We start from the raw sequence: 19,631 nt of genomic DNA on the forward strand, positions 1-19,631 counted from the left end.
CACTACTGCGAACAGGGCCTGTCACCGCCGGTTCGCATACGCGCAAGAATGCGCGGCAGGTCACCGACGCTGGCGAAATCGACGCGTAAAACGGGAAAAAAATCGCATTGACGCGTGCTCACAACAACTGGGTGGCAGTGCGCAATACGAGCGCGCCATGTGGGCGTGCGAACAAATCGTAACGAGTGGGTGTGCACCGGCGCCGTGCTGATGCGTTTGAGGAAGAAGCGCGGTATTGCGGCGATGGCGCTGCCCGGCAAGTTTGGGCACAGGATATGAGAGGGAGCGTGACCCCGGTCTGAAATTTGCACCAGTGGGGAAGATCATTGTAAGTCGTTGTCCGGCGCCCTCCAAGCGCTCAAAAATGCTTAGCTTTCGAGGGCACATCCGGCGCGATTTAACGGTGCGAAAAATTTCAAAAGGGTTTAGGATGAATTTGAGCGATGTCGTTTCCGAATAGCGCGCCGCGCACGACATCGGTCGCAGATCTCGGCGAGGAGGTAGCATGGATATCTACAGCAGCTTCGCGACCCGCTTCGAAAAAACGCGAGAGGAGGAGTTCTCGCTCGAGGAGTATCTCGCGCTCTGCAAGGAAGATCCCAATGCGTACGCCACGGCTGGCGAACGCATGCTGACGGCAATCGGCGAACCCGAACAGATCGACACCCGCATCGATCCGCGCCTGTCGCGCATCTTTGCGAACAAGGTCATCAAGGTGTATCCCGCATTCCGCGAGTTCTATGGCATGGAAGACGTGATCGAGCAGGTCGTCGCGTACTTCCGCCATGCGGCGCAAGGACTCGAAGAAAAGAAGCAGATTCTCTACCTGCTCGGTCCGGTGGGCGGCGGCAAGTCCTCCATTGCCGAGCGTCTGAAGCAGCTCATGGAGCGCGTGCCGTTCTACTCGATCAAGGGCTCGCCCGTGAACGAGTCGCCGCTCGGTCTCTTCGACTACGACGAAGACGGTCCCATACTCGAAGAGCAATACGGCGTACCTCGCCGTTACCTGCGCAGCATCTTGAGCCCGTGGGCGGTGAAGCGCCTGCACGAGTACAACGGCGACATCCGCAAGTTCCGCGTGGTGCGCCGCTTCCCCTCCATCCTGCGCCAGATCGGCATTGCGAAGACTGAGCCAGGCGACGAGAACAATCAGGACATCTCATCGCTCGTCGGCAAGGTGGACATCCGCAAGCTCGAGCAATACGCACAGGACGACGCAGACGCGTACAGCTACTCCGGTGGCCTGTGTCTCGCGAATCAGGGCTTGCTCGAATTCGTCGAAATGTTCAAGGCGCCGATCAAGGTGCTGCACCCGCTGCTCACGGCCACCCAGGAAGGCAACTTCAAGGGCACCGAAGGATTCGGGGCAATTCCGTTCAACGGCATCATCCTCGCGCACTCGAACGAATCGGAGTGGAAGGCCTTCCGCAACAACCGCAACAACGAGGCACTGCTCGATCGTATCTTCGTGGTGAAGGTGCCGTACTGCCTGCGCTACTCGGAAGAGATGAAGATCTACGAGAAGCTCTTGCGCAATTCGTCGCTGGCCGAGGCCGTGTGCGCGCCGGGCACGCTCAAGATGATGGCGCAAATGTCGGTGCTCACGCGCTTGCAGGAGCCCGAGAACTCCAGCCTCTTCTCGAAGATGCAGGTGTACGACGGCGAAAACCTCAAGGACACCGATCCAAAAGCGAAGTCGTACCAGGAGTACCGCGACTTCGCCGGTGTGGACGAAGGCATGAACGGGGTTTCGACGCGTTTCGCGTTCAAGATCCTTTCGCGCGTGTTCAACTTCGACTCGACCGAAGTGGCCGCGAATCCGGTGCACCTCATGTACGTGCTCGAACAGCAGATCGAGCGCGAGCAGTTCCCGCCGGAAACCGAGCAGAAGTACCTGTCGTTCGTGAAGGACGTGCTGGCCTCGCGTTACGCCGAATTCATCGGCAAGGAGATTCAGACTGCCTACCTCGAGTCGTATTCCGAATACGGGCAGAACATCTTCGACCGCTACGTTACGTACGCCGACTTCTGGATTCAGGACCAGGAGTTCCGCGACCACGACACGGGTGAGAGCTTCGATCGCGCGGCGTTGAACGCCGAGCTGGAGAAGATCGAAAAGCCCGCGGGCATCAGCAACCCGAAGGACTTCCGCAACGAGATCGTGAACTTCGTGCTGCGCGCGCGTGCGGCCAATGCCGGGAAGAATCCGGCGTGGATCAGCTACGAGAAGCTGCGCGTGGTGATCGAAAAGAAAATGTTCTCGAATACGGAAGAACTTTTGCCGGTCATCTCGTTCAATGCGAAAGGATCGGCGGAAGAGCAGCGCAAGCACGAAGACTTCGTCAATCGTATGGTGGCGAAGGGCTATACGCCGAAGCAGGTCCGGTTGCTCTGCGACTGGTATCTGCGGGTGCGCAAGTCGTCGTGAACGAAGAGGCTTTACCGTCCGGGCGCGCTGCCGCAGTTTTGCGGCGGCGCAAGCGGACCCCCGGCGGGGCGCAGGCGGCGTGGCCATGAGCGGGTGAACGCGGCACGCACGATGGCAGACGCGGCAATGAACACTGCGCACCTCGCCCATTCGAAACTGGAGCGGGAGACTGGATGTGCTTCATCAAATCATCGACCGCAGGCTAGCCGGAAAGAACAAGAGTATTGCTAACCGCGAGCGCTTTTTGCGCCGCGTGAAGAACTATATTCGTCACGCCGTTTCGGAAGCGGTGCGTGACCGCAGCATCAAGGACATACAGAGTAACCAGAGCATCACCATTCCGCGCAAGGACATCGCTGAGCCGTCGTTCCGGCACGGCCCCGGCGGCAAGCGCGAAATGGTTCACCCAGGCAACGAGGACTACATTCGCGGCGACCGCATTCCGCGCCCGCAAGGCGGCGGGGGCGGTGGCGGCAGCCAGGCGAGCAACGAGGGCGAAGGTCAGGACGACTTCGTGTTCGAACTCTCGCGCGAAGAGTTCATGCAGTACTTCTTTGACGACCTCGAACTGCCGCGCCTCGTCAAAACCCATCTCATGGCTGTGCCCACGTGGAAGAGCATCCGCGCGGGCTGGGCTGCGGAAGGCACGCCGAACAACATCGACGTTGTCCGCTCGCTGCGCAGCGCGCTCGGCCGCCGCATCGCGCTCGGTGCGCCGCTCGTCAACGAACTGCACGAACTCGAAGAGCAACTCGAAGCGCTCAAGGCCGACCCGGCCGACCGGCGTGAAGAGATCGCGTTGCTTGAAGAGCAGATTCATCACCTGCGCGGGCGCATCTGGCGCATTCCGTTCATCGACCCGTTCGATCTGCGTTACGTGAATCGCGTGAAGCAGCCGCAACCGTCGAGCCAGGCGGTGATGTTCTGCCTCATGGACGTCTCGGGCTCGATGGACGAGCAGCGCAAGGACTTGTCCAAGCGCTTCTTCATCCTTCTTTACCTGTTCCTCAAGCGCAATTACGAAAAGATCGAGGTGGTCTTCATTCGCCACCACACGCGCGCCGAGGAAGTGGACGAGGACACCTTTTTCCACTCCACCGAAAGCGGCGGCACGGTCGTGTCGAGCGCGCTGGAGCTGATGAAAAAAGTGATCGAGGACCGTTATTCGCCAAGCGACTGGAATATCTACGGCGCACAGGCTTCGGACGGCGACAATTGGACTGACGATTCACCCAAATGCCGCAAGATCCTCGCGGATGACATACTGCCTCAGGTGCGCTATTTTGCGTATATTCAGGTGACACCGGAGGAGCAGAACCTCTGGCTTGAATACGCGCAGCTCGCACTCACCGAACCGCATCTGGCGATGAAAAAAGTCGACACCGCGGCGGATATCTACCCGGTGTTCCGGGAGCTTTTCGAAAAGCAGGTGGAGCATTCATGACGACACGCCACCTGCACAATGAGGCGCGGGGCTACCAGCCGGAGCGCCGGAAGACGAGCGGCCACGAAAAAGGGCATCATGGCGATCACGATGCCGGGCACGAGCCCGGTCATCACGAAGACGCCGAAGCGCCCGGACATGCCGCCGGGGCTGCTCGCCACAAGGAGCATGGGCTCGCCCAGCAAAGGGAAGTGCAAATGAACGTAGCCGACAAACGGCCGTTGCCGTGCCCCTCCGACTGGACCTTCGAACTCATCGAGGAGTACGACACACATATCTCGCATGTTGCAGAGCAATACGAACTGGACGTTTATCCGATCCAGCTCGAATTGATCAGCGCCGAGCAGATGATGGACGCCTATGCGTCCGTCGGCATGCCGGTGAACTACCGCCACTGGTCGTTCGGCAAGCACTTTCTCTCCACCGAAAAGAGCTATCGCCGCGGCCAGATGGGGCTCGCATACGAGATCGTCATCAACTCCAACCCCTGCATCGCGTATCTCATGGAAGAAAACACCATGACGATGCAGGCGCTCGTGATCGCGCACGCCGCGTACGGGCACAACTCGTTCTTCAAGGGCAACTATCTGTTCCGTCTTTGGACGGACGCGCACGCGATCATCGACTACCTCGTCTACGCGAAGAACTACATCGCCGAATGCGAGGAGCGTTTTGGTCTGGACCGCGTGGAAGAGTTGCTCGACTCGTGCCACGCGCTCATGAATTACGGCGTGGACCGCTACAAACGGCCGCAAAAGCTTTCTCTCGAACGCGAGGCCGCATTGCGGCGGGAACGCGAGGCTTATCTGCAGTCCCAGGTAAATGAACTGTGGCGTACGCTGCCCAAGCAGCAAATGCCGATTGCCGAGGAAATCGACGAGCGCTTTCCGCCGGAGCCGCAGGAGAACCTGCTGTACTTCGCCGAAAAGAACTCGCCGCTGCTCGAACCGTGGGAGCGGGAAGTCATCCGCATCGTGCGCAAGATCGGGCAGTACTTTTATCCGCAGCGGCAAACCCAGGTCATGAACGAAGGGTGGGCCACGTTCTGGCATTACACGCTGCTCAACACGCTTTATACGCAGGGCAAGCTCGAAGACGGCTTCATGATGGAGTTCCTGCATTCACACAGCAACGTGATCTATCAGCCGCCGGTGACGAAGCCGTATTACAGTGGCATCAATCCTTACGCGCTCGGGTTTTCGATGATGAGCGACATTCGCCGCATCTGTGAAAACCCAACGGAGGAGGACCGCAAGTGGTTCCCCGAGCTGGCCGGCAGTCCGTGGCTCAAGGCCATGCACTATGCGATGCGCAACTTCAAGGACGAAAGCTTCATTGCGCAGTACCTGTCGCCGCATCTGATCCGCGAAATGCGGCTCTTCTCGGTGCTCGACGACGACATGCGCGACGCGCTCGAAGTGTCGGCCATCCATGACGAAAGCGGCTATCAGTACGTGCGCCAGGCGCTCTCGCGGCAGTACGACATGCATCACCGTGAGCCGAACATCCAGGTGTGGTCGGTGAACACGCGCGGCGATCGCAGCCTCACGCTGCGTCACTTCATGAGCGATAACCGTCACCTGTCGAACGACTCTGACGAAGTGCTGCGGCACATGGCGCGCCTGTGGCAGTTCGACGTGTTCCTCGAAAGCGTGGACGAGAACGGCACGGTCCGTAAGCGCTACGAATGCCGCTATATGCCGCCGCCGATTCGGGTATAGCCATCTCGCTGTGTTACGCGATTGAGCGTATCAACCATGAGGCCAGCCTGCGGGCTGGCCTCTTTCTTTGATGCGCGTGCAACGACGTTGCAATCGAACACGTACTGGAATGCCTACGCGCGCTAACATACTGCGCCAGTGAACCCGAAGCTAATAAAACACCGCACGTAGAGGCGGATTTCGAAAGGATGGCGTAATGGCGTTTGAATTGTTTCGCGGCGTGCGGCCGCTGTCTCGCGCGTCCGCATTGCGCGATGCGCTCGCCGGTGTGCAGCTTGCCTCGATGAACGTGCCGCAACTGCTTGGCTACGCGCGCATCGCCGGCATGCCTGCCGTAACCGGTCTGTACACGGGCTTTCTGCCGCTCGTTGCCTTCGCGCTCTTTGGCGCGTCGCGTCACCTCGTGGTCGCCGCGGATTCCGCCACGGCCACCATCTTCGCGAGCCGTCTCACGACCATGGCGGCGCCTTCGAGCGCGGAGTATGTCGCGCTCGCGGGCATGACCGCGTTGCTCACGGCCGTGATGTTGTTGATTGCACGTGTGTTTCGTCTCGGCTTTCTCGCAGACTTTCTCTCCCGTACCGTGCTCGCAGGCTTTCTCACGGGCGTCGGCGTGCAGGTGGGCGTGGCGATGCTCGGCGACATGCTTGGCATTACTGTCAATTCACGGCGCACGGTTTTGCAGATCAAGCAGATCGTCACGCAACTGGGCACGATTCACTGGCCGACGCTTGCCATTGCTTTGGCCGTCGTGGCCGCGATTCTGGTCTTCAAGAAGGTCCGACCGCGCTGGCCCGTCCCGCTCGTCGCCGTAGTGGGGAGCATCGCGGCGAGCGCCATGCTGAACTTCGCGGGCCACGGGATTTCGGTGATCGGCCCGGTGCAGGGCGGCTTGCCGCGCATCAGCTTTCCCGCGGTGGACTGGTTCCAGATGATCGATCTGCTGCAGGTCGCGGCGTCGTGCTTCGTCATCATCGTCGCGCAGAGCGCCGCCACGAGCCGCGCGTTTGCCGAGCGCTATGGCGAGCGCACCGACGAGGACGCCAATCTTCTCGGCCTCGCGGCGGCCAATGCGGCGGCTTCGATGAGCGGTGCTTTCGTCGTGAACGGCAGCCTCACGCAGACCGCCATGGCCGACCAGGCGGGCGCGCGCAGCCAGTTCGCGCAACTTGTGTTTGCAGGCGTCGTGCTCGTGGTGCTGCTGTTCTTCAGCCGCCTGCTGCAATACCTGCCGCATTGCGTGCTGGCCGCGATCGTCTTCACGATCGCCGTGGGGCTCGTGAACATTCGCCAGCTAATCGATATTCGCCGTGAGAGTCCCGGCGAATTCTGGCTTGCGGTAACGACTGCGCTCGCCGTCGCCGTGATCGGCGTGGAGAACGGTATCCTCATCGCGATCGGCCTTTCGTTGCTGCGCCACGTGCGTCATAGCTACCGTCCGCACACCATGGTGCTCGTGCCGAACGAGGAGGGGCACTGGCTGCCCGAACCCGCACAGGCGGGCCAGATCACGGCGCCTGGGCTGATCGTCTATCGCTTCGGTGCGGACCTGTTCTATGCCAACGACCACCTGTTCGTCGACGAACTGCGCGCGCTGATCGATCGGGCGCCGTCGCGCGTGCATTGTGTGGTCGTGGACGCGGCGGCGATTACCGATCTCGATTATTCCGCGGGGCGCGCCGTGATCGACCTCTGTTCGGCGCTCGCGGAGCGCGGCGTGAAGGTGATTTTCGGGCGCGTGAACCGCTATCTGCTTTCGGACATGGATCGGCACGGCATCACGCCCGTGGTGGGTCATGCGAACATCTTCCCGACGCTGCATGAAGCGCTCGCGGCAGTGCGTCCTGACCTTGAGTCGCGCTCGGATGCTTGATGCTCGTGTAGCGATCCTACAGGTAGCAACGCCATGTAGTGCAGAAAACGTGTGAAGCAGCTACATAAAAACGTCCAGAGAAACCCCGATTGCCCGCTGGAATTGGGCGCTGCTATTGTGCGCCTCAAGCGCTGTGGAAGCGCTTCCACTTCAACCCGATCCGGCCACCCAAAACGCATGTGCCGGTGATTCCCGCGCAGGAGGTTTTGTGAATCAGGACACCGCATTGCCGCATTCCGCCGCCGCAGTTGCCGACGATCCGTTCACGCCGCCCGCCAGTTCCGCACTGTGGCGCAGCGACTTCCTCCTGGGCGCCGCTACGGCGTCGTATCAGATCGAGGGCGCGATCCACGAGGACGGCCGCCTGCCGTCGATCTGGGACACCTTCAGCGCGACGCCTGGCAAGGTGCTCGCAGGCGACACGGGCGCCGTGGCCTGCGACCACTATCATCGCTGGGAAGCCGATCTCGACCTGCTCGAAAGCCTGAACTTCGAGGCATATCGTTTTTCGATTGCATGGCCGCGCGTGATGGATGAAGCGGGGCGCCCCAATGCCAAAGGCATCGCGTTCTACAAGCGCTTGCTCGAGCGCCTGCGGGAGAAGGGCGTGCGCACCTTTGCCACGCTCTATCACTGGGACCTGCCACAGCACCTGGAAGATCGCGGCGGCTGGCTCAACCGCGACACCGCGTACCGCTTCGCCGACTATGCGGACCTCATGAGCCGCGAACTCTCGGGCCTCGTCGACGCGTGGATGACGCTCAACGAGCCGTGGTGCTCGGCGTACCTCGGCTACGGCAACGGCCATCACGCACCGGGACTCGCGAACGGCCGCTACGCCACGCAGGCCATGCATCACCTGCTGCTCGGGCACGGTCTGGCCACCGGCGTGCTGCGCGCGAACGATCCAGGCTCGACCAAGGGCATCGTCGCGAACGTGGGGCGCGGCACGCCCGATTCCTCGTCGCCGGACGATGTGCGCGCCGCGCGCCGCTTCGAAGTACAGCACAACGCGTGGATTCTCGATCCGCTGCTCAAGGGCGCGTATCCCGAAGAGCTCTTCGAGCTGTGGCGGGGCACCGAGCCGCTCGTGCTCGAAGGCGACATGAAGACGATCTCGGCGCCGCTCGATTTCCTCGGCATCAACTACTACTTCCGCACCAACGTGAAGAGCGACGGCGCGCACGGCTTCGTCGAAGTGCCGCTCAAGGATGTCGAGCGCACGCAGATGGGGTGGGAAGTTCACCCCGACGGTCTGCGCGACCTGCTGATCGGTTTCGGGCGCAACTACGAGAACCTGCCGCCTATCTACATCACCGAGAACGGCATGGCTTCGGACGACCGCGTGAGCGACGGCGAGGTGAACGACGAGCAGCGCATCTCGTTCCTCAAGCGCCACCTGGCTGCCGTGGATGCCGCCATCAAGGCCGGCGTGGACGTGCGCGGCTATTTCGTGTGGTCGCTGCTCGACAACTTCGAATGGGCGTTCGGCTATGAGCGGCGCTTTGGCGTCGTGCATGTCGACTACGACACGCAGGTTCGAACGCCCAAACGCAGCGCGGAACTCATTGCGCATTTCATCGCGCAGCGGCGCGCGCTCGATGGTGCGTGAAGGCGCCTGATTCTGCTTTAGGGCGTTCGGCAAGGGTTACCGAGCAAAGGGCATCAACTAGCGTGACAACCACGGCACGGCATGCGACGCTCGGGCATGTCGACTGACGCGCCGTGGCAGCGAAACTTCCAAACCATAAGCTTTTGCAGACCACGCCGGTGAAACCGGAGGAGACGCAATGAAGCACAACGCACCCGTTCTGCGCGGCATCGTGGCCGCCCTCGCGCTGGCCGGCGCGCTCGCGGCCCACGCCGCGGAGCCGCTTAAGGCCAACGTGATTCACTGGTGGACGTCGGGCGGCGAGTCGGCCGCGATCAAGCAGTTCGCGCTCGCCTACGATCAGGCAGGCGGCAAGTGGGTAGACAACGCGATCGCCGGTGGAGACCAGGCGCGCGCAACGGCGATCAACCGCATCGTGGGCGGCGATCCGCCCACCGCCGCGCAGTTCAATACGTCCAAGCAGTTTCACGATCTCATCGACCAGGGACTCCTGAACAATGTCGATGCGGTCGCAACGAAGGAAAACTGGAGCGGCACGTTCCCGGAATCGATTCTCACTGCGATCAAGGTGAACGGGCACTATTACGCCGCCCCGGTGAATATCCACATGCAGGACTGGTTCTTCTATTCGAAGCCCGCTTTCGCGAAGGCCGGAATCAAGGGTGAACCGCAGAATTTCGACGAGTTGTTCTCCGATCTCGACAAGCTCAAGACGGCTGGCCTGATTCCGCTCGCACTGGGTGGGCAGGCGTGGCAGGAGAAGATCACCTTTGATGCGATCTTCGCCGACATGGACCGCGATCTCTACATGAAGGTGTACCGCGACCGCGACGCGAACGCCGTGAATTCGCCTGCGTTCCGCAACGTGCTCACGACCTTCAAGCGGTTGCATAATTACGTCGATCCGGGCTCGCCGGGCCGCAACTGGAACGACGCCACGGCGCTCGTGATTTCCGGCAAGGCGGGCATGCAGATCATGGGCGACTGGGCCAAGGGTGAGTTTTCGGCCGCGAACCAGGTGGCGGGCAAGGACTTCGGATGCTTCCCCGGTTTTCCGAAGTCGCCGTACATGATTGCCGGCGACGTGTTCGTGTTCCCGAAGACCGACAACCCCGAGCAGGTGAAGGCGCAGCAACTGCTCGCCACGGTGATGACATCGCCGGCCCCGCAGGTTGCGTTCAACCAGCGCAAGGGCTCGATTCCGATTCGCCCGGACGTGGACACTTCGGGCTTCGACATCTGCGCGAAAGAGGGCATGACGATCATGAAGGACAAGTCGCGGCAACTGCCGAATCCGGAAATGCTGATTCCGCCTGATGTCCAGGGCGCGCTCCAGGACGTCATCACGAACTTCTGGAACAAGAACCAGTCGGCCGAAGACGCGCAGAAGGCCTTCGCCACGGCAATCAAGAGCTGACGAACCATGTACGCCGCCAAGCTGCAACAGGCCAAACGTCAAGCGGGGCAAGCGCGCAGCGCGCGCCCCGCGCGGCGGCGGCTCTCGCTCGCCGCCTGGATCGCACTCGCGCCAATGGCGGCGACGGTCCTGTTCGCGTATCTCGGCACGATGCTGTTTACGGCGCGCGTCTCCTTCAGCTTATCGCGCTCGCTGCCAACCAACACGTTCGCGGGCGTGACGCAGTATGTGCGGCTCTTCCAGAACGACCGCTGGATCCTGTCGCTGCAGAATCTCGTGATCTACGGCGTGTGCTTCATCGCGGCGTGCCTCGTGATCGGGCTGCTGCTCGCGATCTTCATCGACCAGCGTGTCGTGGCGGAAGGCGCGCTGCGCACCGTGTTTCTCTATCCCTATGCGATGTCGTTCGTCGCAACGGGGCTCGTGTGGCAGTGGATCCTCAATCCCGAACTCGGCGTGCAGGCCGTGCTGCGGCAGATGGGATTCGAGCACGCGCGCTTCGACTGGATCGTCACGCAGCGCTTTGCGATCTACACGCTCGTGATCGCGACGGTGTGGCAGGCCTCGGGCCTCGTGATGGCGCTCCTGCTCGCGGGCCTGCGCGGCATCGACGACGAGATCTGGAAGGCCGCGCGCCTCGACGGCATTCCGCGCTGGCGCGTGTACGCAAGCATCGTCGTGCCGATGCTCAAAACCTCGCTTTCCACCGCGTTCGTGCTGCTCTTCGTCATGGTCGTCAAGCTCTACGACGCGGTGGTCGCGATGACGCAGGGCGGCCCCGGCACCGCGAGCGAGGTGCCCGCGAAATTCATCATGGACTACCTGTTCAATCGCGCGAACATCGGACTCGCATCGGCGGCGTCGATCGTGCTGCTCGCCACCGTGCTCGCGATTCTCGCGCCGTTCTTCTACGCGCGCAGCCGCGCGGCGCTCAAAGGAGACCGGGCATGAGCACACCTTTGGCCGATTCGCTGCGTCCTGCATCCGCTCAACCGCGTGCGGTGCAAGCGAGGCGCAAGCCCCGCAAGCACTTCACGCCCGCGCGGCTCGGAGTTTACGCGTTTCTGTTCACGGCGGCGCTGTTCTTCCTGCTGCCGCTCTATGTGATGCTCGTGACCTCGGTGAAGCCGATGGCCGAGATTCGCCTCGGGCATCTGCTCGCGCTCCCGGCGAATTTCACGCTTGCGCCGTGGCGCGATGCGTGGTCCGCCGCCTGCACGGGCCTCGACTGCGACGGCATTCGGGTGGGTTTCTGGAATTCGGTGCGCATCGTCGTGCCGAGCACGGTCATCTCGATTGCCGTGGGCGCAGTGAATGGCTACGCGCTGTCGTTCTGGCGGCCGCGCGGCTCGGGCGTGCTGTTCGGCATTCTGCTCGCGGGCGCTTTCATTCCTGTGCAGGTCATGGTGTACCCGCTCGTGCGCGTGCTGGCCTTTGTGCATCTCTTCAGTTCGCTGCCGGGTATAGTCCTGATTCACACGATCTTCGGCATGCCGGTCATGACGCTCCTGTTCCGCAACTACTATGCGTCCTTGCCGCAGGAGCTGTTCAAGGCGGCGCGCATCGACGGCGGCGGGTTCTGGCGCATCTTCGTGCAACTCATGCTGCCGATGTCGGTGCCGATCATCGTCGTGGCGATCATCATGCAGGTCACCGGCATCTGGAACGACTACATTCTCGGCCTCGTGTTCGCGGGCACGAAGAATCTGCCGATGACTGTGCAGCTCAACAACATCATCAATACAACGACCGGCGAGCGTATCTATAACGTCAACATGGCCGCGACGATCCTCACGTCGGCCGTGCCGCTCGCGATCTACTTCATTTCCGGGCGCTGGTTCGTGCGCGGCATCGCCTCGGGCGCGGTGAAAGGCTAGGAGCAGGGCATGGGCAATCTCACGAACGTTTCCGTACGCAATCTGCGCATCGACCTCGGCGCGAACACGGTGATCGACGAGCTCGATCTCGACGTGCGCGCTGGCGAGTTCGTCGTGCTGCTCGGGCCCTCGGGCTGCGGCAAATCCACCTTGCTGCACAGCATCGCGGGCCTCGTCGACGTGACCGACGGCAGCATCGAGATCGGCGGCGAGGACATGACATGGGCCGACCCGAAAGATCGGGGCGTGGCGCTCGTGTTCCAGTCGTACGCGCTTTATCCGACCATGAACGTGGAGCGCAATCTCTCGTTCGCACTGCGTATCAATGGCACGCCGAAGGCGGAGATCGACCGCCGCGTGAAGCGCGCCGCCGACATGCTGCAGCTCGGGCCACTGCTTTCGCGCAAGCCCGCGCAGCTCTCGGGCGGCCAGCGCCAGCGCGTGGCGATCGGGCGCGCACTCGTGCGCGAGGCAGATGTGTTCCTGTTCGACGAGCCGCTCTCGAACCTCGACGCCAAGTTGCGCACCGAATTGCGCCGGGAGCTTAAGCAACTGCACCAGCAACTCGGCGCGACGATGATCTACGTGACGCACGACCAGGTCGAGGCGATGACGCTTGCCACGCGTATGGCGGTCATGAAGGGCGGGGCGATCCAGCAGTTCGGCACGCCGGCAGAAGTCTACGCGCGCCCCGAAAACCTGTTCGTCGCGACTTTCCTCGGCGCGCCGCCGATGAACCTGCTCCGTGGCAGGCTCGAAGCCGACGAAGGCCGGCTGCGCTTTCGCGGGCCGGGCCTCGACGTCGATGTCTCGGGTTACGCGTTCAAGGGCACGCCCGATCCGACGCGCGCCTGCGTGCTCGGCGTGCGCCCGGAAGACGTCCGCGCAGCCGGTGCGGTGCGCCCGCACGAAGCGGCGTGGGAAGGACGCTTGACGCTCGTGGAGCCCATGGGCAATCATCGTGTATTGTGGATCGAGCATCAGGGGGGGCAGATCGCGTCGATCGATCAGGACAAGACGCCGCTTGCAAGCGAGGCGGCCGTGCCGTTCTCCATCGACGGTGCGCATGTTTCGCTGTTCGACGAAGAAACCGGCGCGCGGATTTGATGGACACAACCCACAAAGAGAGAGAGACCAGGAACGTGGCGACCCTGAAAGACGTGGCGGCGCTGGCCGGCGTGGGCCTTTCGACGGCTTCGCGGGCAATATCGGGAAACGGTCCGGTGTCGGCGGAGGCGGCCGCGCGCGTGCAGGCCGCGATCGAGCAACTCAACTTCCGGCCCTCGTCCATCGGCCGGGCAATGGCCACGAAGTCGCTTGGCATCATCGGTATTTTCGTGCCGACCTTTTTCGGCTCGTACTACGGCACCATCCTGAAGGAAACGGATACGCAACTGCGCGCCGTGCGGCGTCATGTGGTGGTGGCCACGGGCTGCGGCGAAGCTTCGCCGCGCGAGCAGGCCATCGAGGCCGTGCGTTTCCTGATTGGCCGCGACTGCGACGGCGTGGTGGTCATCAGCCACGATCTCTACGACGACGACTTGCAGATGCTGCACGCCATGCACCCACGCATGGCCTTCCTGAACCGCGCGTTCGATCAGTTACCCGAAGCATCGTTCTGCGCCGATCACTTTCACGGCGGCGAGATGGCCGCTCGCACGCTCATCGAACACGGACATCGCGAGCTTGCGGTGATCGGCGGTCCGTCCACGTCGTCGGACAACGCTGCGCGTCTGCATGGCTTTTTCGCCGAACTGGCGCGCCACGGCATCGAGCGCAGAACCGTGCCGCATATCGTCTCCGACTTTTCGCCCGAAGGCGGCTATGTTGCAGCCGGGGCGCTTCTCGAGCGCAAGCACCGCTTCACCGGACTTTTCTGCGCGAACGACACGATGGCCATGAGTGCGCTCGCGCGCCTGCAGCAAGCCGGGTTGCGCGTGCCGCACGACGTTTCGGTAATCGGCTACGACGATGATTATTCGGCGGCCTATATGGCACCGGCCCTGACGTCGGTGCACATTCCCACCGCCGAACTCACGCGCAACGCGGTGCGCTGGCTCATCAACCAGTGCTACGGCACGCAGTGGCCGATCGAGCGCACCTTCCCGGTAAGCGTGACGATGCGCGATTCCGTGGCGCGGACGAAGTGACAGGGCGGATGCGCAGGCAGGCGAAGGATTCAACGGGTGCGGGAAACACGCACGAGATCGCGTAAAATCAGACTCGTTCCTCATTCCCGCAACACACATTCATGCCTGCGCAAGACCCGGCTGGTACGGTCAAGAAAGAAGAAGGCGTCGCTGTCATCGACCGCGCGTGTGCCATCCTGTTCGCGTTTCGCCAAGGAGACGGCGCGCTTACGCTTGCCGAACTCGCGGCGCGCACAGGCCTCTATAAAAGCACGTTGCTGCGGCTGGCTGGTGCGCTGATTCAGCATCGCCTGCTGCTGCGCCTCGAAGACGGGCGCTACCAGCTCGGCCCAGCCACGTTCGCGCTGGGCGCGCTCTATCAGCGCAGCCTCAACATGGGCGACATTCTGCTGCCGCTCATGCGTGAGCTGGCCGCTGCGAGTGGGGAGAGCGTTTCGTTCTACGTGCGCGACAACGCTGTGCGCGTGTGCCTGCATCGCGTCGATTCACACCATGTGGTGCGCCACCATGTGCGCGAGGGTGACGTGCTGCCGCTCGAGAGCGGCTCCGGCGGCCGCGCGCTGCTCGCGTTCGGCGGCGAGCCGGGCGAGCCGTTCGAGAGCATTCGGCGCGACTTCTACTGCATTTCGATCGGCGAGCGCGACCGCGAGACCGCGGGCGTTTCCATGCCTGTGTTCGGCGTTCACGATACGTTGCGTGGTGTGCTCACGCTCGCCGGGCCGAGTTCGCGCATCGACGGGGCATTTGTCGAACGCCATCTCGATGCGCTGTTCGATTGCGCGGTACGCGCTACCGACGCGCTCGGCGGCGACTCGCGCGCGCTGCGCGCCGCTCAGCGCGCGCACGTTGCGCGTTCACGCCAGGACGCCTGAATCCACGCGCGGCAAACGGCGTAAATCGCCGTTTGCACGTGGCTTCTTTCACGACGCGTTGATCAGGACTGCTCCAGATGTCGCTCCGGCGCGCCGGTATAGGCGTACGGAATCTGGCGCGGCATGGGTCCCTTGTTACGCTCGCCGCGCCCGCGCTGCTCCCACGCATGCGCGAGGATGCCGACCGCGCGCGAGAGGCAGAACACCCCGCGCGCCAGTTCCGGCGCGAAGCCCAGCTCGGCGTAGATAACCGCCGTGACACCGTCGATGTTCATCGGCACGGGACGGTCCTTGCGCTTTTTCAGCAAGGCCTCGATGCCGCGCGCAATCGCCGCGTAGCGGCCCTTGATCGTGCCGGACGCGACACGTGCATCGACGAGCGCGAGCAGCCGTCCGGCGCGCGGATCGACCGGATGAAAGCGATGGCCGAAGCCCGGCAGATACTTGCCTTGAGTGGCGATGAATTCGTCAACACCTGCCTCGACCGCGGCGTCGAACGCGCTGCCCGCCACGATGCGCGCGGCAATATCGGCATAGAGTTCGACCGCTTGCTGGCCGGCGCCGCCGTGCACATCGTCGAGCGCGTTGAGCGCCGACGCCATGGCGCCGTTTATCGGCAAGCCGCAGCTCGTGGCCATGCGCGAGATCGCGATCGAAGGCGCGTGCGGCCCATGATCGACCGAGGCCACGAGCGCCGCTTCGAGCAACGTGGCCTCTTCGTCGCCTGGCAGCTCGCCGCGCAGCATCAGCCAGATCATCTGCGGGAAGCTCACGTTGCCGATCAGCTCCTGGATCGGGTAGCCGCGCACCTTGATCGAGCCCGGATGGATGTCGGTGATCGAGGTGCTCCAGTAGTCGGCGCACAGGGCGGCGAGATCGGGCGTAGTGGTGTTCGTCGTCGACATGGTTCAGATCACTCCGTCGTGGTGCAGGGCGTCGATTTGGGCGGCTTCGTAGCCGAGTTGTGAAAGCGTTTCTCGCGTGTGTGCGCCAAGCGTCGGTGCGGGCGTGGCAGGTGCGGCGTCGGCATCGGCGAGGCGCAGGCCCGCGCGGGTTACGCGTTGCGCGGCTTCGTTTTCGGTCGCTTCGAACTCGCGAATGAAGCGCCGTTCGGCCAGATGCGGATGCGCGAGGATTTCGGGCACCGATAGCACGCGGCCCACCGGCACGCCGCGCTCGAGCAAGCGCGTTTCCCAGTTCGCAGCGCTGTCCGCTGCGAGCGCGGTTTCGATCTCGGCCTTGAGCGCTTCGCGATACTGCTTGCGCATATGACGGGCTGAGAAGCGTTCGTCGCGCGGCAGGTCGGGGCGGCCGATCACCTCGCACAGGCTTTCGAACTGGCGCGTTTCGTTCGCGGCAATATTGAGGAGGCCCGAGCCGGTGCGGAACGTGCCCGAGGGCGCGGCCGTGAAATTCTCGTTGCCCATCGGTGCTGGCTCGACGCCAGCGTTCAGGTAGTTCGACACGACCCAGCCCATGGTGGCGAGCGTGGCTTCGAGCATGGACACGTCGAGGCGCCGTCCGCGGCCGCTCGCGCGCGCGTCGACGAGCGCCGCGCAAATGCCAAACGCGGCAGTGAGGCCGCCCACCGTATCGGAGACGGGATACCCCACGCGCAGCGGCGCGCTTTGCGCGTCCCCCGTTACGCTCATCACGCCGGACATGCCCTGAATGATCTGGTCGTAGGCAGGGCGACGCGAGAGCTCGCCTTCGTCGCCGAAACCGGAAATCGCACAGTAGACCAGCGCCGGATTCACTTTGGATAACTGATCGTAGCCAAGCTCGAGGCGGTCCATCACGCCGGGCCGGAAGTTCTCGACGAGCACATCGGCGTGGCGCACCAGATCGAGCAAAATGGCCTTGCCGCGCGGGTCTTTCAGGTTCAACGTGAGCGAGCGTTTGCCCGCGTTCACGGCCACGAACGACGCGCCCATATTGCGCGCTGCTGCATCCTTGTCCGCGCCCAGGCGCCGCGCGAGGTCGCCGCCTTCGGGATGCTCGACCTTGGTGACTTCGGCGCCGAAGAGCGCGAGTTGATAGGCGCAGAACGGACCCGCGAGCACATTCGACAGATCCAGGACGCGCACGCCGGCTAACGGGAGCATGATGAAAGCCTCGTATTGAAGAATTATTGGGAGATGTCGTCGAGTGCGCGATTTTTCGTGCGCGGCCCGAAGATGCCGATGGCGACCATCACTACGATCATCGCGCCAGTGATGAGCGCGAAAACGCCTGGTACACCGAAGTGGCGCAGTGCGAACGCGATCATGAAGCCCGAGAACATGGCGGAGAGGCGCGACATCGAATAAACGAAGCCAACGGCCGTGGCGCGCATGCGAGTGGGGAACAGCTCGACCTGATACGCGTGATAGCCGACCGAAAGCAGCGTGCCGCCGAGCGTGATGAGCACGCCGAGGAACATGAGCATGGCGGCGGAAGTCTGCATGGCGAACAGCGTGCCGCACACGGCGATGGCGAGCGCAGAGAGCACGACGAGCGTCTTGCGCTCAATGCGGTCGGCGATCGCCATACCGAGCAGCGGGCCGAACGGATTGGAAGCCGCGATCACAAAAGAGTAGAGCAGGCTGTGCGTGACCGTGACGCCCTTGGACACAAGCAGCGTCGGCACCCACGAAGCAAAGCCGTAGAAGCCGATCGCCTGAAACAGATTGAACACGAGCAGCGTGATCGTGCGGCGGCGATAAGGCGGCTGCCAGATCTCGGCGAAGCGCGACTTGGTGAGCGTTTGTGCACCGGCCGATTCCATGACGGGCGAGGGCAGCAAGCGCCCTTGCTGTGCCTCGATCTTCGCTTCGAGCTTCGCAAGAATGCGCGCGGCTTCCTCGGTGCGGCCGCGCTGGGCGAGCCAGCGTGCGCTCTCTGGCACGCGACGTCGAATGGCCCAGGCGATGAGCGCGCCGAACGCGCCGAACATCACGACCCAGCGCCAGCCGTCGAAGCCGAGCGGCGCGCGCGGCACGAACCACCACGCGAGCAACGCGACGGCCGGCACGGCCGTGTACTGCACCAGATGCACAAACGCGAACGCGCGGCCGCGCATATGTTTGGGCACGAGTTCGCTCACGTAGGTGTCGATGGTGACGAGCTCCACGCCAACGCCGATACCGGCGATGAGCCGCCACAGGTTGATGCCGGGCGCGCTCGTCTGCAGCGCCATGATGCACGTTGCCACCGAGTACCAGAGCAGCGACGCCGTGAACATGGTGCGGCGGCCATAGCGGTCGGCAAGACCGGTCAGGCAGAACGTGCCGATGAAGAGCCCCGCGAACGACGCCGCCACGAATGCGCCGAGACCCGAGAAGCCAAAGAAGGAAGCCGTGGTGGTCGAGTAGAGGCCGCTTTTCACGAGGCCGGGCCCGACATAGGCCGTGAAGAACAGATCGTAAAACTCGAACCAGCCACCCATGGAAAGCAGGAGCACGAGCGTCCAGATGGCGCGCGTGGCCGGCAGGCGGTCAATACGCGCGTTGATTTCGGCCGCACTGGCAGGCGCGGCGGCATCTTCCCGGAGCGACGCGGGCGTCGCTCCGATCGGCAGGCTGGACATCGGACTCTCCTGAGTAATTCGGTTGCGTGTCTCTTTGTTCTATCTAACAGAACGTCGTTCTGAAAATATGACTCGATGATACTGTGAGCCGCTGAGCCAACCGACCAGGGCTTTTACTGAGCTGGACCGCGAAGGGACCGCGCGGAGAGAGGGCGGCACACACGTGTCGCATAGGTACGTATCCGGGCAAGCTTGACCAGCCGATGTGTACGCGATGTTGTGTGGTGCGTCGCCGGTGCGCGGCTTGCCGGGCATGCCGTTCGCTACAAGCCCGTCGTTTCATGCGGATCGTCAGTCAGGAGACGACGGCGGCCGCTACCGTGCCATCTGGTCGTCACCGACACGATCCAGGCTTCGAGGCCGCGTGCCGGCTGCCGCGCGGCCTTCGTTCGAGGAGGCTCAATCACCGCGCGGCGCAAGCGACCGGTCCCGATGATCGCGTGGCTAGCGGGACCGTATTGTTCGCGAGCGGGGATCCTTGCCGGGCGGGACCGTCCGTCGGTTTTTATGATTTAACATAAGATAAATTATCGACGTTTTGAATGTAGGAGCTATATCCTAATGTCGTGTTCTGGCTATTTACAGATGTCGTGTTTTTGACCACTGGCATGCTGGTCGGCTCGTGCGAACTGCGGAGCCAGCCATGCGACCAGGCGAACTGGTGACACT

At 63.0% G+C, this 19,631-nt stretch carries 14 protein-coding genes; 11 read left to right on the plus strand and 3 right to left on the minus strand.

What is annotated here, in order from left to right; all coding sequences use genetic code 11:
• The first annotated feature begins 505 nt into the window (after positions 1-505).
• The 11 genes from VSR72_RS39885 to VSR72_RS39935 all read left to right on the plus strand — a co-directional run bounded on the left by VSR72_RS39885 (position 506) and on the right by VSR72_RS39935 (position 15,394).
• A complete protein-coding gene (locus tag VSR72_RS39885; RefSeq protein WP_342957698.1) occupies positions 506-2,428 on the plus strand; it encodes a PrkA family serine protein kinase in 1,923 nt (640 codons plus the stop codon).
• Positions 2,429-2,603: 175 nt separating this feature from the next.
• Positions 2,604-3,872, plus strand: coding sequence for a YeaH/YhbH family protein (locus VSR72_RS39890; protein ID WP_321925583.1), 1,269 nt, complete (start codon positions 2,604-2,606; stop codon positions 3,870-3,872).
• Complete coding sequence (locus VSR72_RS39895; protein ID WP_342957699.1) at positions 3,869-5,593, plus strand: SpoVR family protein; 1,725 nt, start codon at positions 3,869-3,871, stop codon at positions 5,591-5,593. The genes VSR72_RS39890 and VSR72_RS39895 overlap by 4 nt, the downstream gene beginning before the upstream one ends.
• A gap of 196 nt (positions 5,594-5,789) precedes the next feature.
• A complete protein-coding gene (locus tag VSR72_RS39900) occupies positions 5,790-7,466 on the plus strand; it encodes a SulP family inorganic anion transporter (protein WP_342957700.1) in 1,677 nt (558 codons plus the stop codon).
• Between the two features lie 208 nt (positions 7,467-7,674).
• Positions 7,675-9,078, plus strand: coding sequence for a GH1 family beta-glucosidase (locus VSR72_RS39905; protein ID WP_342957701.1), 1,404 nt, complete (start codon positions 7,675-7,677; stop codon positions 9,076-9,078).
• 178 nt (positions 9,079-9,256) lie between these two features.
• Positions 9,257-10,495 carry an ABC transporter substrate-binding protein gene (locus tag VSR72_RS39910; RefSeq protein WP_342957702.1) on the plus strand — a complete coding sequence of 413 codons (1,239 nt, stop codon included), beginning with the start codon at positions 9,257-9,259 and terminating at the stop codon, positions 10,493-10,495.
• A 6-nt stretch (positions 10,496-10,501) separates the two neighbouring features.
• Positions 10,502-11,446, plus strand: coding sequence for a sugar ABC transporter permease (locus VSR72_RS39915; RefSeq protein ID WP_342957703.1), 945 nt, complete (start codon positions 10,502-10,504; stop codon positions 11,444-11,446).
• The gene (locus VSR72_RS39920; protein WP_342957704.1) at positions 11,443-12,372 is read left to right on the plus strand and encodes a carbohydrate ABC transporter permease; all 930 of its coding nucleotides are present in this window, start codon (positions 11,443-11,445) and stop codon (positions 12,370-12,372) included. Before VSR72_RS39915 ends, VSR72_RS39920 begins: the two co-directional genes overlap by 4 nt.
• A 9-nt stretch (positions 12,373-12,381) precedes the next feature.
• Positions 12,382-13,479: an ABC transporter ATP-binding protein gene (locus tag VSR72_RS39925; protein WP_342957705.1), complete on the plus strand. Its 1,098-nt coding sequence runs from the start codon at positions 12,382-12,384 to the stop codon at positions 13,477-13,479.
• A gap of 35 nt (positions 13,480-13,514) precedes the next feature.
• Positions 13,515-14,522, plus strand: a complete 1,008-nt coding sequence (locus tag VSR72_RS39930) for a substrate-binding domain-containing protein (protein WP_342957706.1) — start codon at positions 13,515-13,517, stop codon at positions 14,520-14,522.
• Between the two features lie 101 nt (positions 14,523-14,623).
• Complete coding sequence (locus tag VSR72_RS39935) at positions 14,624-15,394, plus strand: IclR family transcriptional regulator (RefSeq protein ID WP_342957707.1); 771 nt, start codon at positions 14,624-14,626, stop codon at positions 15,392-15,394.
• Positions 15,395-15,456: 62 nt separating this feature from the next.
• Here the strand turns inward: VSR72_RS39935 and VSR72_RS39940 are convergent, their stop codons facing one another.
• Genes VSR72_RS39940 through VSR72_RS39950 form a run of 3 tightly spaced genes read right to left on the minus strand, consistent with a single transcriptional unit; the run spans position 15,457 to position 18,962 of the window.
• Positions 15,457-16,299: a citryl-CoA lyase gene (locus VSR72_RS39940; protein WP_342957708.1), complete on the minus strand. Its 843-nt coding sequence runs from the start codon at positions 16,297-16,299 to the stop codon at positions 15,457-15,459.
• Between the two features lie 3 nt (positions 16,300-16,302).
• A complete protein-coding gene (locus tag VSR72_RS39945; RefSeq protein ID WP_342957711.1) occupies positions 16,303-17,502 on the minus strand; it encodes a CoA transferase in 1,200 nt (399 codons plus the stop codon).
• 20 nt (positions 17,503-17,522) lie between these two features.
• Entirely contained in the window at positions 17,523-18,962 is a 1,440-nt protein-coding gene (locus tag VSR72_RS39950) for an MFS transporter (RefSeq protein ID WP_342957709.1), read from the minus strand.
• Positions 18,963-19,631 lie beyond the last annotated feature (669 nt).

The sequence above is a fragment of the Paraburkholderia sp. JHI869 genome, assembly GCF_038900775.1.
Classification (GTDB): Bacteria; Pseudomonadota; Gammaproteobacteria; order Burkholderiales; family Burkholderiaceae; genus Paraburkholderia.

What these genes read in the sequence shown, in the direction of transcription:
- VSR72_RS39925 (WP_342957705.1), top strand. Translation starts at nt 12,382, where the DNA reads ATGGGCAATCTCACGAACGTTTCCGTACGCAATCTGCGCATCGACCTC.
- VSR72_RS39950 (WP_342957709.1), bottom strand. Translation starts at nt 18,962, where the DNA reads ATGTCCAGCCTGCCGATCGGAGCGACGCCCGCGTCGCTCCGGGAAGAT.
- VSR72_RS39885 (WP_342957698.1), top strand. Translation starts at nt 506, where the DNA reads ATGGATATCTACAGCAGCTTCGCGACCCGCTTCGAAAAAACGCGAGAG.
- VSR72_RS39895 (WP_342957699.1), top strand. Translation starts at nt 3,869, where the DNA reads ATGACGACACGCCACCTGCACAATGAGGCGCGGGGCTACCAGCCGGAG.
- VSR72_RS39900 (WP_342957700.1), top strand. Translation starts at nt 5,790, where the DNA reads ATGGCGTTTGAATTGTTTCGCGGCGTGCGGCCGCTGTCTCGCGCGTCC.
- VSR72_RS39910 (WP_342957702.1), top strand. Translation starts at nt 9,257, where the DNA reads ATGAAGCACAACGCACCCGTTCTGCGCGGCATCGTGGCCGCCCTCGCG.
- VSR72_RS39940 (WP_342957708.1), bottom strand. Translation starts at nt 16,299, where the DNA reads ATGTCGACGACGAACACCACTACGCCCGATCTCGCCGCCCTGTGCGCC.
- VSR72_RS39920 (WP_342957704.1), top strand. Translation starts at nt 11,443, where the DNA reads ATGAGCACACCTTTGGCCGATTCGCTGCGTCCTGCATCCGCTCAACCG.
- VSR72_RS39935 (WP_342957707.1), top strand. Translation starts at nt 14,624, where the DNA reads ATGCCTGCGCAAGACCCGGCTGGTACGGTCAAGAAAGAAGAAGGCGTC.
- VSR72_RS39915 (WP_342957703.1), top strand. Translation starts at nt 10,502, where the DNA reads ATGTACGCCGCCAAGCTGCAACAGGCCAAACGTCAAGCGGGGCAAGCG.